This window comes from Fontisphaera persica, from assembly GCF_024832785.1.
In the GTDB taxonomy this organism is placed as follows: Bacteria; Verrucomicrobiota; Verrucomicrobiia; order Limisphaerales; family Fontisphaeraceae; genus Fontisphaera; species Fontisphaera persica.
Map to the genome: position 1 here is coordinate 557318 of NZ_CP116615.1, position 14147 is coordinate 571464.

General features: G+C 60.8%; 13 protein-coding genes. 4 read left to right on the plus strand and 9 right to left on the minus strand.

Annotation, left to right across the window (positions count from 1 at the left end; genetic code table 11):
* Positions 1-76 precede the first annotated feature (76 nt).
* The 3 genes from NXS98_RS02205 to NXS98_RS02215 are packed head-to-tail and all read left to right on the plus strand — an operon-like array spanning position 77 to position 2178.
* Entirely contained in the window at positions 77-292 is a 216-nt protein-coding gene (locus tag NXS98_RS02205; RefSeq protein ID WP_283846833.1) for a YgdI/YgdR family lipoprotein, read from the plus strand.
* A 60-nt stretch (positions 293-352) separates the two neighbouring features.
* Positions 353-1081: a hypothetical protein gene (locus NXS98_RS02210; protein WP_283846834.1), complete on the plus strand. Its 729-nt coding sequence runs from the start codon at positions 353-355 to the stop codon at positions 1079-1081.
* 56 nt (positions 1082-1137) lie between these two features.
* Positions 1138-2178 (plus strand): threonine aldolase family protein, encoded by a 1041-nt coding sequence (locus tag NXS98_RS02215; protein ID WP_283846835.1) that lies wholly within the window; start codon positions 1138-1140, stop codon positions 2176-2178.
* Positions 2179-2249: 71 nt separating this feature from the next.
* On the opposite strand, the gene NXS98_RS02220 is transcribed toward NXS98_RS02215, so the two are convergent.
* Both NXS98_RS02220 and NXS98_RS17885 read right to left on the minus strand, forming a co-directional pair.
* Positions 2250-3020, minus strand: coding sequence for a polysaccharide biosynthesis/export family protein (locus tag NXS98_RS02220; protein ID WP_283846836.1), 771 nt, complete (start codon positions 3018-3020; stop codon positions 2250-2252).
* Between the two features lie 358 nt (positions 3021-3378).
* The gene (locus tag NXS98_RS17885) at positions 3379-3525 is read right to left on the minus strand and encodes a hypothetical protein (protein WP_425499924.1); all 147 of its coding nucleotides are present in this window, start codon (positions 3523-3525) and stop codon (positions 3379-3381) included.
* Positions 3526-3858: 333 nt separating this feature from the next.
* Here NXS98_RS17885 and NXS98_RS02225 point away from each other — a divergent pair, with 333 nt between their 5' ends.
* Positions 3859-5112, plus strand: a complete 1254-nt coding sequence (locus NXS98_RS02225) for a C45 family autoproteolytic acyltransferase/hydrolase (RefSeq protein WP_425499925.1) — start codon at positions 3859-3861, stop codon at positions 5110-5112.
* Between the two features lie 52 nt (positions 5113-5164).
* On the opposite strand, the gene NXS98_RS02230 is transcribed toward NXS98_RS02225, so the two are convergent.
* From NXS98_RS02230 to NXS98_RS02260, 7 genes are all read right to left on the minus strand, one after another.
* Positions 5165-6061, minus strand: a complete 897-nt coding sequence (locus NXS98_RS02230; protein ID WP_283846838.1) for a 50S ribosomal protein L11 methyltransferase — start codon at positions 6059-6061, stop codon at positions 5165-5167.
* A complete protein-coding gene (locus NXS98_RS02235) occupies positions 6058-6681 on the minus strand; it encodes a histidine phosphatase family protein (RefSeq protein ID WP_283846839.1) in 624 nt (207 codons plus the stop codon). Before NXS98_RS02235 ends, NXS98_RS02230 begins: the two co-directional genes overlap by 4 nt.
* Positions 6678-7445, minus strand: coding sequence for a ribonuclease PH (gene rph / locus NXS98_RS02240; RefSeq protein WP_283846840.1), 768 nt, complete (start codon positions 7443-7445; stop codon positions 6678-6680). The genes NXS98_RS02235 and rph overlap by 4 nt, the downstream gene beginning before the upstream one ends.
* A 71-nt stretch (positions 7446-7516) precedes the next feature.
* Positions 7517-8788, minus strand: coding sequence for a hybrid sensor histidine kinase/response regulator (locus tag NXS98_RS02245; RefSeq protein WP_283846841.1), 1272 nt, complete (start codon positions 8786-8788; stop codon positions 7517-7519).
* A complete protein-coding gene (locus tag NXS98_RS02250; RefSeq protein ID WP_283846842.1) occupies positions 8763-11447 on the minus strand; it encodes an ATP-binding protein in 2685 nt (894 codons plus the stop codon). Before NXS98_RS02250 ends, NXS98_RS02245 begins: the two co-directional genes overlap by 26 nt.
* 4 nt (positions 11448-11451) lie before the next feature.
* Positions 11452-12873: a class I SAM-dependent methyltransferase gene (locus NXS98_RS02255; RefSeq protein ID WP_283846843.1), complete on the minus strand. Its 1422-nt coding sequence runs from the start codon at positions 12871-12873 to the stop codon at positions 11452-11454.
* 32 nt (positions 12874-12905) lie between these two features.
* A complete protein-coding gene (locus NXS98_RS02260; protein WP_283846844.1) occupies positions 12906-14099 on the minus strand; it encodes an OmpP1/FadL family transporter in 1194 nt (397 codons plus the stop codon).
* Positions 14100-14147 lie beyond the last annotated feature (48 nt).

The following is a 14147-nucleotide window of genomic DNA, read 5'->3' on the forward strand; positions in this document are numbered from 1 at the left end:
AAATGGCAGCGATGGCTTCTGCTAAAAGCCAAGCCAGAGGCTTGCTTTGGACGATGCCTTGACCAAAACTAAAACCATGAAGCATGTCTTGGTCTTTGCAACCTTGATGGGGTTGATGCTGGCGGGCAGCGGATGCTCCCGTTACCAGATTACCCTGACCAACGGCAACGTCATCACGGCCAAAAGCAAACCGAAACTGGACCCGGCCACAGACCATTACCGCTTCAAAGACGCCACCGGCAAAGAGGTGTGGGTGCCGTCCATGCGCATCCGCTCCATCGAAGCCAAATAAACCGGCGCGCATCTTGTCCCATTTTTACCGGTGTAAAATTGCGCTATATTGACACCGGGTATGAAAGTGATTCGTCCTGCATGCCGGATTCAACTCACTGCTGAGGATGTGAACTTTATCACCCGCGTGTTGGGGGAGCGGATGAGTGAGATGGAGGCGTTGAGCCGCCTGCTGGCGGATGAAACCAGCCGTGATACGTTGCTGGATGACGAACGACTGCTTCGCGCCATTCTGGAAGCGCGCGGTTGCTTGAGCATCTCCACACCTTTCTATTTTTACATTTTGGTGCGCCACGCCTTTTTACGCGCCGGCATGAGCGACCGCGCCATGGCCGATTACGTGGCCGCCGTGCTGGCGGAATACTCGGACATGGAAGCCTCCCGCCTGCGATTGCGCTCGAATGCGCCACCGTTGGAATACTTCGTGGACATGCTGGCGGCGCTGCAACATTGCGATGACACCGCCCGCTTTTACTTGCGCGCTTTCATGGGCAACACCGCCCTGTTTCTTTCCGGCATTTTCCCGGATCGGATCAGATACCGGGCGGCGCGGCGCGGTGCCCCCAGCCTGGGGTATTACACGGGTTTGGGGCGGGCGAGTTACCGCGAAGCGGGCGAGCATCGCCTGGCGCGGCAATACGAGCTGGACGGCATTTTTGATCAGCTTGCCGAGCGCTTCGAGGAAACCCGCTGTGCCTTGAATGATTTGCGTGACCATCTGATCAGCCTGGATGACCACGATCCCGCGGTGGAAGCCATGTTGTCAGCGTCCGCCCGCTTGTGGTCCTAGGGCAGCGCGGTGCTTTCAAGATTGCCCAGGTGCAGGTGATTTGTTAAACCCGGCGCATGGGCACACCGAAACGTTTTTTTGCCAGCGACAATTACGCCGGCATTTGTCCCGAGGCCTGGGCGGCCTTGCAGGCGGCCAATGTGGACCATGCGCCGGCCTACGGGGACGATGAGTACACCGCGCGGGTGGCGGATAAATTGCGGGAATTGTTTGAAACGCATTGCGAGGTGTTTTTTGTTTTCAACGGCACTGCCGCCAATTCGCTGGCGCTGGCCACCCTCTGCCAAAGCTATCATTCCATCATCTGCCATGAGCTGGCGCATGTGGAAACGGACGAGTGCGGCGCGCCGGAGTTTTTCTCGCATGGCACCAAGGTGCTCACCGCGCCGGGGGCCAACGGCAAATTGGACCCGGCGGCCATTGAGCGGCTGGTCCGCAAGCGCAGTGACATTCACTATCCCAAGCCGCGGGCGGTGTCGCTCACCCAGGCCACGGAAGTGGGCACCGTGTACACGGTGGACGAAATCCGCGCCATCTGGGCGCGAGCGCGCAGCCTGGGACTGCGGATTCACATGGACGGCGCCCGCTTTGCCAACGCGGTGGCCTCGTTGGGAGTGGCGCCCAAGGAAATCACCTGGCAGGCGGGAGTGGATGTGCTGTGTTTTGGCGGGACCAAAAACGGCCTGCCAGTGGGCGAGGCCGTCATCTTTTTCGACCGCGAGCTGGCTGCCGAATTTGCCTATCGTTGCAAGCAGGCCGGCCAGTTGGCCTCCAAAATGCGTTTCATTGCCGCCCCCTGGCTGGGCATGTTGGAAAACCACACCTGGTTGCGCCATGCCGCCCACGCCAACGCCATGGCCGCCCGCATGGAAACTGCGCTGCGTGAATTGCAGGTGCCCATCCTTTTTCCCCGGCAGGCCAATGCCGTCTTTGCCGAATTTTCCCTGCCGGTGCAGGAAGGTTTGCGCGCGCGGGGATGGCGCTTCTACACCTTCATCGGCCAGGGGGGGTGCCGATTAATGTGCGCCTGGGACACGCGCCCGGAGGATGTGGATGCTTTTGTGACCGATGTCCGCGAGCTGTTAAAGTCCTGCTAAATCAGGCGCAGAAAAAAAACGGGACGGCCCCCAAGGGCCGTCCCCGTGACACACGCAGATGAAACCGGCTCTCAACGGGCGGCCAACTGCGAAACCCGGGTCACTTCAGGTTGTTGGGCTGTCGGCGCCATCCCCGATTTGGCGGCCACCGGCAGCGGTTTGCCGTGTGACAAGGCGCAGAAGAGCTTCAGTTGATCCACCGGCAGTGCCGGACGGTCCGTGATGGGCCGCCGTCCCGGCCAGGAGGAAGCCGGCACGCTGACGATGTCGCCGTCCTGCAGCGGGATGTCATTCTGGTAACCCTCTGCCATGATGCGTTCGACATCCACCGTGAACTGTTCGGTGGCGCCATTCGCCAGCGTGCGGCTCACGCGCACCTTCTGCAAATTCGCAAAGCGGCTGGGGCCCAGGAAATAAACGGCTTGGGCGAGGTGGGTGTTGATTTGCCGCTCCAGATAAACCACCCCTTGGGCTTCCCCGCAAAACGTCACCGTTCCCCGGGCTTTGGCTGGGTTGGGGGCGCTTGCCGCAAATTGAAGCTGGGTGTCCGGCGCGTATTGGGCCGCCAACGCCTGCGCCGCCGTGTTCAGCTCTTCCACCGTCCGTCCGGCGGCGGGCAGAGACAGGCAATCCGCAAAGGAAGTGGTCACTGGCAAATCCACCTGTCCCAGGTGGCTCACTTTTAGCTCCACCTGCGTGGGAGCCTGGCCGGCTTTGCCCAGATTCAGGATGACTTTGTCGCCCGGTCTGAGCCGGGGAGCGGTTTGAGGTTGCGGGTCAGCGGCCAGTGCGAGGGCCGCACTCACGGCCAGAATCATCATGCTGTGTGTCACGTTTTTCATACGTAGCCAACGTACGCTTCGGCCTTTTGGGTCGAAATCGGCGCAAATCGGTTTGTGGGGTCGGAAGTGTTGCGAATAAAATGTCAGAATATTCTTACGCCGGTGTGTGGCCTTGCGGCGGTTGCATTTGACAGGCCGCCTCCTTGAGGTCATTTTGCAAGGCGATATGAAAGCACATTTTTTCGGGCGCTGGCTTTGCCTATGGGTGGTTTGTTTGTGGCTGGCAAATTTAGGCATTCCGGTTTGGGGACAGGCCACGGCCCCGACCACCAACGCTCCGGCGGTAATCCTGGGCAATACGCTGGCAAAAATCGCATCATTGTTGGAGCCGACACCTGGAGCGGTAACCGAGACTTTGTCAGGCCAGATAAAACTCGTCCGCGCCCAGGGTGTGCCCCGGGAATTTACCGGCGCCAAAGCCAGTTTGGCCCTGCAGGCCCCCGACCGGCTGCGCATCGAAGCCCGGCTGGAAGAGCGCACTTATGCGCTCGGCCGGAATGGTCAAACGCTGTGGATTTACGCTGGAGCGAAACAATTTGGCATCGTGGGCCAGCCGGGATTACCGCGGTTTTCCACTGCGCCGGAGAAATTGGACCGCACCAAACTGGGGCGTTTGAAGTTGCCGGTGTCTTCGGAGCAACTGGCATTGCTCCCCTTATTTTTCACTTACGAAGTGTTGCCCGAGGAAGTCATCGAGGGCGAAAAGTGTGACGTTTTCAGGGCGCGGCCCCTGCCTCAGGCCACCCAGGCCCTGGGGGTCCCCCCCGGCACGCTTACGCTGGCGGTGCGGCGCAAGGATGCGTTGCCGGTGCGCATCGGATGGAATGACGGCAAACAGATGGATGTCCTGGTGGCACTGGAGAATCTCCGGCTGGAGCCGTCGTGGCCGGAGGAACGGTGGAATATTCCGGCTCAGGCGGGGGACCGGATTGAAAAGGTGGCGTTGGGACACGTAACTCGTTTCCTGACCGTGGCGCTCAATTCCCTGAATCAAAAAATCCCCACGCTTCCCGAAACCGTGACCGGCCAGCATCGGTTGGTGGCTACTGAGGGCGAGGGCCGCCTGGAAGAGGTGGATGGGACCCTGGTCTTGTTCGTCAAAGGCACGCCGGAGGAGATGGGACGCCAGCACGGCGTGTTGCTGCGCAAACAGGTGCGTTCCCTGGTGGACCAGATTCTTTATGGAGTCGGCGTGGGCAGCAGCTTTGAAAAGGGGCGCTGGTTCTTTGGCGAGATTGAAGAAGCCCAGGCCCGGTTGAAGGTGGACGAGCGTTATTTGCGCGAAATGGATGCGCTGGCGCAGGCCGCGGGGTTGGAGCGCGAGGAGGTGCGGCTGGCCAATTTCTTTCCCGAGCTTTTCCATTGCAGTGGCTTCGCCCTCTTTGGCAAGGCCACGCAGGGAGGGCGAATGTATCACGGCCGCATTCTGGATTATTTGAAAGGGGTGGGGCTGGAGCAGAACGCCGTGGTGATGGTCATGCAGCCGTCGGATGCCCACGCCTGGGTTAATGTGGGCTATGCCGGATTTGTGGGCACGGTCACGGCGATGAATGAAAAGCACATTGCCATCGGCGAAATGGGCGGCCGCGGCGAAGGCTTATGGGACGGCAAACCGATGGCGCAATTGATGCGCGAAGTCATGGAGCGCGCCAGCACCCTGGATGAGGCCGTGTCCATCATGCGCCGCGGGCCGCGCACGTGTGAGTATTATTACGTCATCTCGGATGCGAAAAACAGGAAGGCCGTGGGCATAGCGGCAACACCAGATACTTTTGAGACCATTTGGCCCGGCCAATCCCATCCGCGCCTGCCTCATGCCTTTGCGGATGTGGTGCTCATGTCGGCGGGGGACCGTTATGAGGCGCTGGCAGCGCGCGTGCGCGAGAATTATGGAAAGTTTGACGCCACCTCAGCTCGCGCGCTCATGAACCGCCCCGTTTGCATGGGGTCCAATATCCAGTCCGTGCTCTTTGAGCCGGATACCCTCGATTTTTGGGTGGCCAATGCGGACAGTAAAAATGTGGCCAGCCACACTCGCTACACCCGTTACAACCTCAAGCGACTGCTGGAAGCTCCCCCCGCAGGCAAGTAAGTGCAGCAGTCGAGGAATGGCCCAAGCGTTAATCGAACCGAATTGAAGGGGGTCAAGGGACGCCAAAGGTGGCCCCGGTCCACTCTCCCCGGTCGCGCCGCCGCAGGAGTTGCAGCCCCAAATCGGCGTATGTTTTTTGAACAGCGGGGAAGCGCTCGGTCAAAATGCCGGCCAGCACCAAGTGACCGCGGGACGCAGCGCAACCGGCGATGCGCGCCGCATGTTGCACCAATAACTCATCGGTTAAATTGGCAGCCACGACATCAAAGGCTGGATGGCGGGGGAGCGTGTATGACGCAACGTCAGCTTGAAAAAAACGAATCTGGCGGCCGACGCCATTGGCGCGGGCATTGGCGCGGGCCACTCGCACGGCTTCGGGGTCGTTATCCAGCGCGGTAATGCGGCGATACCCCAGCCGCGCCGCCGCAATGGCGAGCAGACCGGAGCCGGTGCCCAAATCCAGAAAAGTGGCCGTACCCCGGCGTGACAGGCGCACCAATTCCTGCAAGCAGTAGTGGGTGGTGGGATGGTGTCCCGTCCCAAAGCTCAAGCCGGGGTCCAGCACGATGAGCTGTTGCCCGGGCCGGGGAGGCGTGGTGTCCCACGTAGGCCGAATGAGCAGGGCCTTGCCGATGCGGATGGGCCGGATGTTGCGTTGCCAGGCTTTCACCCAGTCTCGGGCGGTCAGACGTTTCACCAACACGTCCCCCGCGCCTTGGCGTGCATGGCGTACAAGCGTCGGCAGATGGCGCAAGCGCTCGCGCAATTCGGCCAGGGTGGATGGGGCAGGTTTTTCTGACAGGTAAACGGAAACCGACGCCGCGTCGGAATCTGCCGCGGTGTAGGCGCAGGCCGGAGTCTGGAAAAAGTCTTCCAACCAATCCTGGACGGCCTCTTCCTGTCCTTTGCGGAGCGGGATGAAGACCTGCCAAAGGGAGGAGGTTTTCATGTCCCGGGCGTTTTCCAGGGGGTGTAGTTGGCCAACTGGATTTCGGGGGGGCGGCCGCCGCCGGCATCCACCGCCGCCACCGAGGCATAATCCACATCGAAAAGCGCCATGCGTGAGAGCGGCATTTCCAGCAAGGAGGCCAGCAGTTGGCGAATGACGCCGCCATGCGCAAAAACCGCGATGGTTTGGCCCGCGTGCCGCAGGAGTTTGTCCTGCAACCAAGGTTCCAGCCGGGCGCGAATTTGCGCTCCGGTTTCGCCTTCCGGAATACGCCCCTGCTCAATCCATTCCAGCCAGTCCCAGGGATCGGCGTTGAATTGCTCGCGGACTTGGCGGAAGTGAAGGCCCGTCCAGCGGCCAAAGTCGAATTCGCGGAGTGCCTCCTCGAAGACTGGCGTCAGGAGCAGGTGGCCGTTGCAAGGCTCCAAGGTCTGGCGGACGCGCAACATGGGGCTGGCGTAAATGGCTTCCAGCGGCAGGCGTTGGACGTACTCTGCCAGCCGTTGGGCCTGTTCGTGGCCAAAGGGGGAGAGTCCCATGTCAATGCGGCCGCCGAAAACCCGGTGGTAACGTTCCTCCACCTCGGCGTGCCGGATGAAATAAAGGCGCGTGCGTTTCATGCGGCCCGCAAGGCGGCTTGTTGAAGGCCAAGCAACTGATGAATGCCGGCCCGGCCCAGCTCCAAAAGCTGGCGCAGTTGTGCTTCGGTGAAGGTGGCTTCCTCGCCCGAGCCCTGCACTTCGATGTATTCGCCGGCGTCATTCATCACCAGGTTCATGTCCACCGCCGCTGCCACATCTTCCGCGTAACACAGGTCCAGCAGGGGCATTCCGCCCACCAGGCCCACGCTCACCGCCGCCACTGCATGCTTCAAGGGGTTTTCCGCCAGCATCCCGGCGGCCAGCCATTGGCGGATGGCCAGGGCCAGGGCCACATACGACCCGGTGATGGCAGCGGTGCGGGTCCCGCCGCCCGCTTGCAGGACATCACAGTCCACCCACACGGTGCGCTCCCCCAATTTCTCCAAATCCATGCAGGCGCGCAAAGAACGCCCGATGAGCCGCTGGATTTCCTGGGTCCGGCCTTCCAGCTTGCCGCGGCTGGATTCGCGGGCCTTCCGTGTGGCGGTGGAATAAGGGAGCATGGAATATTCGGCGGTCAGCCAGCCGCCGGAAACCTGCTGCTCCTTCATCCATCGGGGCACTTCCGCCTCGACGCTAATGGCGCAAATGACGCGAGTTTGGCCCCACTCAATCAGGACGGAACCAGCCGCGGCCGGCGCAATGCCCGGCTGAAAACGTACGGGCCGGAGCTGGTCGGGGCGGCGGCCGTCCGCCCGGCCGGTGGGCAGCGGGCTGTTGGCGTTGATGAGTGCATCACTCATAAGCCCAAAATGCTAAGGGGTGTGGCCGCCAGCGGCAATGGAAAACCCGCGGCCAGCCATGGGCGGGTGTCTCAGGATTCGGCGCGCCCGGAAATCAGGCCTTCGTAGATTTCTTCGTAGAGGCTCCACTGTTTTGAATCCGGCTGCGGCAGACGGTCATGCTCCGGCGGCAGGCCGGACAGATGAATATGGAAACGGGTGCCTCCTTGCGGCGCGTTGTCCACGGCGATTTGGCCGCCCTCGTGATAGACCAGGAAAAAGCAGGCCATCAGATTTATGCCCAGCTCCTGAGGATGCGGCGAGCGGCTGTAAAAGGGGTCAAACAAAAATCGCAGGTCATCCGCGCTCAAGCCACGGCCATTGTCCTCCAGCAGGATGTCCACCCCCTGGCCCCCGGCACCAGGTTGCAACTGCCACTTTATGGTGCAGCCGCTGGGGAGGGTGAGGATTTCGTCGCGCAACAACAAATCAAACAGGCGCCGGATTTTGGCCGGGTGACCGCGCAGGGGCGGCAACTGGGGGTCGCATTGCAACTGAATGCGGAGCTGCTGGCGCTGAAGTTCGGGTTGCGCCACCGCAATGGCCTCCTGCAGGAGCGCGGCGACATCCACCAGGGCGGTCTCTCCCGCTTCCGCCCGGTCGGCCGCCGCTCCCAGGCTGCTGAGCATTTCGGTGATGCGCTGGATTTGCCCCTGGGCCATGGCGTGAAACTCGCGCCAATACTCCGGATCGCGCAAGGTGTTGGGACTGATTTTTTCTTCCGCCATTTTGACCGGGGCAAGTTCCAGAAAGGTGCGGATGGCCACCAGCGAATTGCGCAGATGATGATTAAGGCCGGCGGAAAACATGCCCAGACTGAGGAGGCGGTCTGTGAGCATGAGACGGTGCAGGGTGGAGATTTTTTCCCGCAACAACTGGTCCCGCTCGTGTTGCACGATGAAAAATTGCAGGGCGTGGCGAAGGACATGCTCCAACTCCACGGGGTCCCAGGGTTTGGTGATGTATTTGTAGATGGCGCCTTCGTTCACGGCGGCGATGGCGGCATCTAGCTCCGCATAGGCCGTGGTCAGAATGCGCACAATGCGGGGGTATTGGCGGCGGGCTTTTTCGAGCAACTGCACTCCTTTTTCGCCCGGCATGCGCTGGTCAGTCATCAACACGCCCAGTTCGGCGTGATGCGCCTCCAGCAGGCGATGGCCCTCGGCGGCGTTGGGGGCAGTAAGGATGCGAAACTGCTGCCCAAAGGCTGCTTGAAACATGCGCAGGGAGGCCTCTTCGTCGTCCACGTAGAGGATGGCAAAGCGACGGTAGTCAAATTCAGGCTGGCTTGGGGACGGATGCATGGGCAGGGGTGGAGGCGTTGGCGCTGAGCCGGGGATCGTGCGCCGGCAGTTCCAGAATGAATTCACAAAACTGGCCGGGCTGGCTGTTCAGCCGAATGCGGCCTTCATATTGGCGAACAATTTGATGGCAGAGGTGCAGGCCCAAACCGAGGCCGGCGCCGATTTCTTTGGTGGAGAAAAAGGGTTCAAAGACACGATTCTGCAGTTCAGGAGGAATGCCCGGGCCATTGTCCCGCACACTCAGAAACACCCACGCGCCTTCGGCCCAGGCGCGCACTTGGATGGTGGGCGCAGGGTTGGGCGGGGATTGCGCGCGCAACGCGTCCAGCGCATTTTGCAACAGATTCACCAGCACCTGCACCAGGCGCACCCGGTTGGCCCAGGCGGTGAGGTTATCGGGAACATCCACCTCCACGGCCACCGTCCCCCGCCATTCATGACTTAAAAAGCGCAAGGCCAGCTCCACGGCCTGGCGGAGGGAGGTGTCATTGCTCACCGCATCGCGGTCATGGGCAAACGGCCCAAGGTCCTGCACAATGTTTTTGACGCGGTTGATGCCATCTTCAATCTCCCCCAGCAGGGTTTGCCAGGCGGCACGAGATTCCGGCGGCAGTCCGGCCAGCCGCTGACGCAAGGTGTAGAGCCCCGTGCGCGCGTAATTGAGCGGGTTGTTGATTTCGTGAATGATGCCCGCGCTCATGCGGCCGAGGGCGGCCAGCTTTTCCGACTGCACCAGTTGAGCTTCGGCTTCCTGCAACTGGCGATAGGCCGCTTCCAGGCGGGCCTTCTGGCGGGCCAGCTCCCGGGCGTACAGGTGGCCGGCGAGCAGGTTTTTCACGCGCAGGTGCAGCTCGGTGACAGAAAATGGCTTGGCTAGAAAATCGGTGGCCCCATCGCGCAGGGCGTTGAGGCGGGTTTGATGGTCTCCGTGGGCCGTAAGAAAGATGACGGGCAGGATGCGCGTGGCGGGCTGTTCCCGCAATTCGCGGCAGACCTGCAAACCGTCTTTTTCCGGCATCATGAAATCCAACAGCATCAAGTCCGGTTGCAGCCGCAGGGCCAGCTCCACGGCTTGACGCCCATCCACGGCTTCGGCCAGGCGGTAGTGGGGAGCCAGTTGCTGGCGCAGGAAGGCGCGCAAATCTGGTTCATCATCAGCAATCAGAATGAGCGGTTGAGGCCCTTCGCCAGCCGGCAGGGCGCTCCCCTCATTATCGGGCACATGATTGAGGGCGGCCATGTCTGCCTGCCGGTAGAGCCCGGCCAACCATTCCTCAGCCTTGGGCGCCTGGGGGGAGCCGCTGTCCGTTTCCGCAGGGGCCAGACCCGACTCGCTGGCCGGCAGATAGGGCAGGCGCACGGTGAAGGTGGTGCCTTCGTTGGGCTTGCTTTCCACCGCCACGGCGCCTCCTTGTACTTCGGTCAATTCCTTGACCAGCGCCAGGCCAATGCCGGCGCCTTTAAATTTGCGCTGGCTGGACATATCCGCCTGCCAGAACCGGCTGAATACATTGGGCAGGTCTTTTTCGCTAATGCCCACGCCGGTGTCACGCACTTGCAGGACCAAATCCTGATTTTCGCGGCGGGCCATCAATTCCACCCGCCCGCCGGGCGGGGTAAATTTCAGGGCGTTGAATTGCAGGTTGAGGAGGATTTTTTCCAGCTTGTCACGGTCCACCAGCACGCGGTTGACGTCGGGCGCCACCTGAGTGATGAGCTGCAACTGGCGGCGCTCGGCCAGGTGGCGGGCGGCGGCTGCCAGGCTCTCCAGAAAGGCAGGCAAATCCACGGCATCCCGCTTGACCGGCAGCGTGCCGGCATCCAGCCGCACGAGTTCAAGCAGGTCATTGATGAGCTTGAGCAACCGGAGACCATTGGCGCGCATGAGGGTGAGCGTCTGGCGCAGGTTGGGATCGCCCGCGAGGGCCGGGTTTTGCATGATCTCCTCCAACGAGCCCAGCATGATGGTCAGCGGGGTGCGCAACTCGTGGCTGATGTTGGCAAAGAAGCGGCTTTTGTTCTCATCCAGCTCCAGCAGTTTGCGGTTGTTTTCCTCCAGTTGTTTGCGGCTGAGGTCCAATTCGTAACGGTTGGCAAACTCCTTGAACCGCAGTTCGCTCAGGAAATAGCTGCCGGTCACGACGATGATGCCGGTGAGCACCAAGAAATACAGGTTATTCATGAAGATGCCGGTCTTTTCGTAATCGCCGTGGCCCAGGCATGCGCCCAGATACATGTTAAAGACCACCGCTACGGCCAAAAGGCTTTCCCGAAACGTCCAATGCAGCACAAACCCCAGCACCAGCATCACCAGATTCAAACCTGCATAATAAGGCGAGGCGGGGCCTTCGGTCCGGTAGATCATGTAGGAAATGGAAAGGGTGGGCAGGCTCAGCAAAATCAATCCCCACAGCCGGTAGAGGCGCCGCCCACTGGGGGTCAGCATGATCAGCAAAAAGAGCAGGATCAATACAGAACAGATTACGCGGATCGCGGCAAACTCCGCCAGGTGCCGCGGATAAACAAAGTAATCCAGAAAGATTCCCGCCGGCATCAACACCATGCCGAGCACGCACGCCACCTTGAAATTGTAAACGGTGACCCCCCGTTCGTATTCCTCAAAGGCGGCGCGAATTTTCCTGTGATGCTCGTCCTCCATAGCCTCAGGTGAGCGGTTTGCGCACCTCCAGCATCAGATTGGTGCCGGTCAAATCGCTGACCACTCGCGCCGCTTCGGGCGGGGCGGCGGCGGGTTTCAAGGCCAGCATCTGGCGCGGGTCCCGGTAAATCAAGCGCCAATCCAGCAGGTATTCCAACATATGCCGGAAGGGCTGGCAGGGGAAAACATTGGTGGCCACCAGCAGTCCGCCGGGCGCCAGCCATTGGTAAAACAGGTTCATTAATTGCTGGCAGGTACGGTCCGGTAGGTAGTCAAACAACCCGGCGCAATAAACCAAATCATAACCGCCGCCCGCTTCCGGCCCGGTGTTCTTGCCAGCCTCCTTCAGCAGGCTCATCACCGATTTCTTGACGAGCTGGATGCGGCATTGGCGTTGATGCTCCTGGCGGGCTTTTTCCAACACCTCGCGCGCGTGGTGGAGAGTCTCCTGGTTGAAGTCCAACAGCGTGAACTCAGCCCAGTCGCTCAACGCGCTTTCGCGGAGGAATTTTTGGATTTCATGCGCCGGACCGCAGCCGAGGTTGAAAATGCGGGCGGGGCGTTTTTGCAGGCTGACCCGGGCGGTTTCCTGGATCAATTTTTCGGTTAAAAAGGCAATGCGATGGCGATGGGCCTGTGAGGGATACTGGCGCAGGAGCCAGACATTCACGGCCTGGGCGTAGAGCGACGGCCCCTCGTAGGGCGAGCGCATGATCATGTTCACCATCTCATAGTCCCCGGCATACCCCAGCGGTTTTACATAGGTGCGATGCCCGAAGGGCGAGCAGAGAAACAGGGGGTGCAGGAGCCGGCGGCACAGGCTTTGGTGCGCCGCATGTTCCTCGGGGTTGAGCCGGGCGGTGATTTCCTCAAAACGCTCGTGCAAGACGTTGACGGATTGGACCACGGGCGCATCCAGCCCCTCAATTATGGCCTGGCGGCGCTGGGCGCGTTCGGCGGCGTCCAAGGATTTGAGGCCCAATTCCACCTCCTCCAGCCACAGGCGCAAATGGGTCAGCAGACTGTGCAAGTCGCTCAGGACGATTTTGTATTCCGGTCGGAGGGCGTACAGCCGCTGCCACTGGCGCAGAAATTCATCGAAAGCAGGCTTTTGCCCCGGGCCGGCGGGCAGGGACGTGAGCTTGCCTTCAAACCAGTTTTCGGGAAGGGCGACTTCACAGACCCAGGTGCTGCCGTTGTGCACGGCGCTGGTGACCACGGCGCGGCCGGCGGGAATTTCCTTGCCATTAATCAGCAGGCGGAAGGGGTCCAAAACCTCAGAAAGGCGCAAGGTCAGATGCGGGTCCCCGGTTTCAAACACCAGGCGGGTGCCTCCCACATGCGATACGGCCCCCCGTACCTCCTGGCCTTGGGTGGCACGTCCCGCCACCTGCCACGGCTCCACCGTATTCGTTGTCACACTCATATGCCCCCACAAAGTGTCCTGGTTTGCCTGGCTTAAAAACGCCACTGAAAAGATAATAACACGGCGTGACTGGTAAAATCATACCGGCCATCCGCCGATTGGCCAGCCGCCGAAACCGCACTGCCGCGCACGGTGTGAGGCGGGCCATAACCGAACTGGTAGGCAAAATCCAGGGTGGCTCGCTGCCCGCGCCAACTGGCGCCAAAAGTGATGAAATGTTTGTCGGTGTCGGCCACGAGAGGATTGAAAAAGGCATCCGGCATGCAGCTTTCGTTGAAGATATAACCGGCGCTGAGACTCCAGCCTTTGTCCAAATAGCGGGTTACCCCCACTTCATAATACCAACTGGATTGCCAGTTCAGGACGAAGGGCGGCAAGGGAAAGGCCTGGTCGAGGCTGACCTGGTTGACGCGGCTCCATTCGGTGAAGTCCGCGTTGAACTCGAAGTTCCATTTTTCCGTGGGGCGATAGGAGATGCCCATGACCACGTTGTGCGGGATGGGAAAACGCAGGCGGGCGTCCATGCGGCTGTAAATGGGAATTAAATCCGTATAGCCCTCGTAGGCCATGGTGGTGCGGCTGCGGTAAGCGGCGCCGAGGGCTAATTTGGCATGGGGTTGCCACCGCCAGCCGGCGGTATAGCCCACGTCTTCATCATCGCCCTTGAAGCGAAACACATCCCCGGCATCCACGGGCAACACACCTTGTTTCAAGTCCACACGGGAATAGTTGAAGGTCGGCCCGGCGGCCAGGGACATGCCCGGCAGAACCTCCAGGGCCACCACCGGATGGGCCGTCAGGTATTTCATCTTGCTTTCCAAAGCAATGCTGCGGAAGCCGGTGTCTTGCGCCCATTTCAATCCCAGCCCATAAGGCGAATACACGCCCAGCCCGAAGGTCAGGGGCAGGTTTTCCGGTCCGTAAGCGGCAAAAACCTGTGGCACCACATGCCACTTGCTTTGGTTCTCGAAGCGCCGCCCGTTGGCTTCAAAACCCGGCGCCAGGTAGATGTTGTAGCTGCCCACCCGTGCTTGCAGGCCCTTGATTTGGGTCAGCCCTGCTGGATTGTAATAAATAGCGGAGGGATTGTCCGCTGTGGCCGCAAAGGCCTCACCCCGGCCGGATGCAAAGGCGTCCTGGCTGGAGAGGCGGAAACCGGCTGCCCATCCTGCCTCCGAACCGAGGGCCAGCATGATTAATAAGCCCACATAATGGCGTAGTTTCATCAACCGCAGTTTTTCATTTTCACGGCTTTTAAGCAAGCTCAAGGGGGA

Coding starts and splice junctions, on each gene's coding strand:
- NXS98_RS02220 (WP_283846836.1), bottom strand. CDS start 3,020: ATGAAAAACGTGACACACAGCATGATGATTCTGGCCGTGAGTGCGGCC.
- NXS98_RS02245 (WP_283846841.1), bottom strand. CDS start 8,788: ATGCATCCGTCCCCAAGCCAGCCTGAATTTGACTACCGTCGCTTTGCC.
- NXS98_RS02250 (WP_283846842.1), bottom strand. CDS start 11,447: ATGGAGGACGAGCATCACAGGAAAATTCGCGCCGCCTTTGAGGAATAC.
- NXS98_RS02260 (WP_283846844.1), bottom strand. CDS start 14,099: ATGAAACTACGCCATTATGTGGGCTTATTAATCATGCTGGCCCTCGGT.
- NXS98_RS02215 (WP_283846835.1), top strand. CDS start 1,138: ATGGGCACACCGAAACGTTTTTTTGCCAGCGACAATTACGCCGGCATT.
- NXS98_RS02205 (WP_283846833.1), top strand. CDS start 77: ATGAAGCATGTCTTGGTCTTTGCAACCTTGATGGGGTTGATGCTGGCG.
- NXS98_RS02225 (WP_425499925.1), top strand. CDS start 3,859: ATGGATGTCCTGGTGGCACTGGAGAATCTCCGGCTGGAGCCGTCGTGG.
- NXS98_RS02255 (WP_283846843.1), bottom strand. CDS start 12,873: ATGAGTGTGACAACGAATACGGTGGAGCCGTGGCAGGTGGCGGGACGT.
- NXS98_RS02210 (WP_283846834.1), top strand. CDS start 353: ATGAAAGTGATTCGTCCTGCATGCCGGATTCAACTCACTGCTGAGGAT.
- rph (WP_283846840.1), bottom strand. CDS start 7,445: ATGAGTGATGCACTCATCAACGCCAACAGCCCGCTGCCCACCGGCCGG.
- NXS98_RS02230 (WP_283846838.1), bottom strand. CDS start 6,061: ATGAAAACCTCCTCCCTTTGGCAGGTCTTCATCCCGCTCCGCAAAGGA.
- NXS98_RS02235 (WP_283846839.1), bottom strand. CDS start 6,681: ATGAAACGCACGCGCCTTTATTTCATCCGGCACGCCGAGGTGGAGGAA.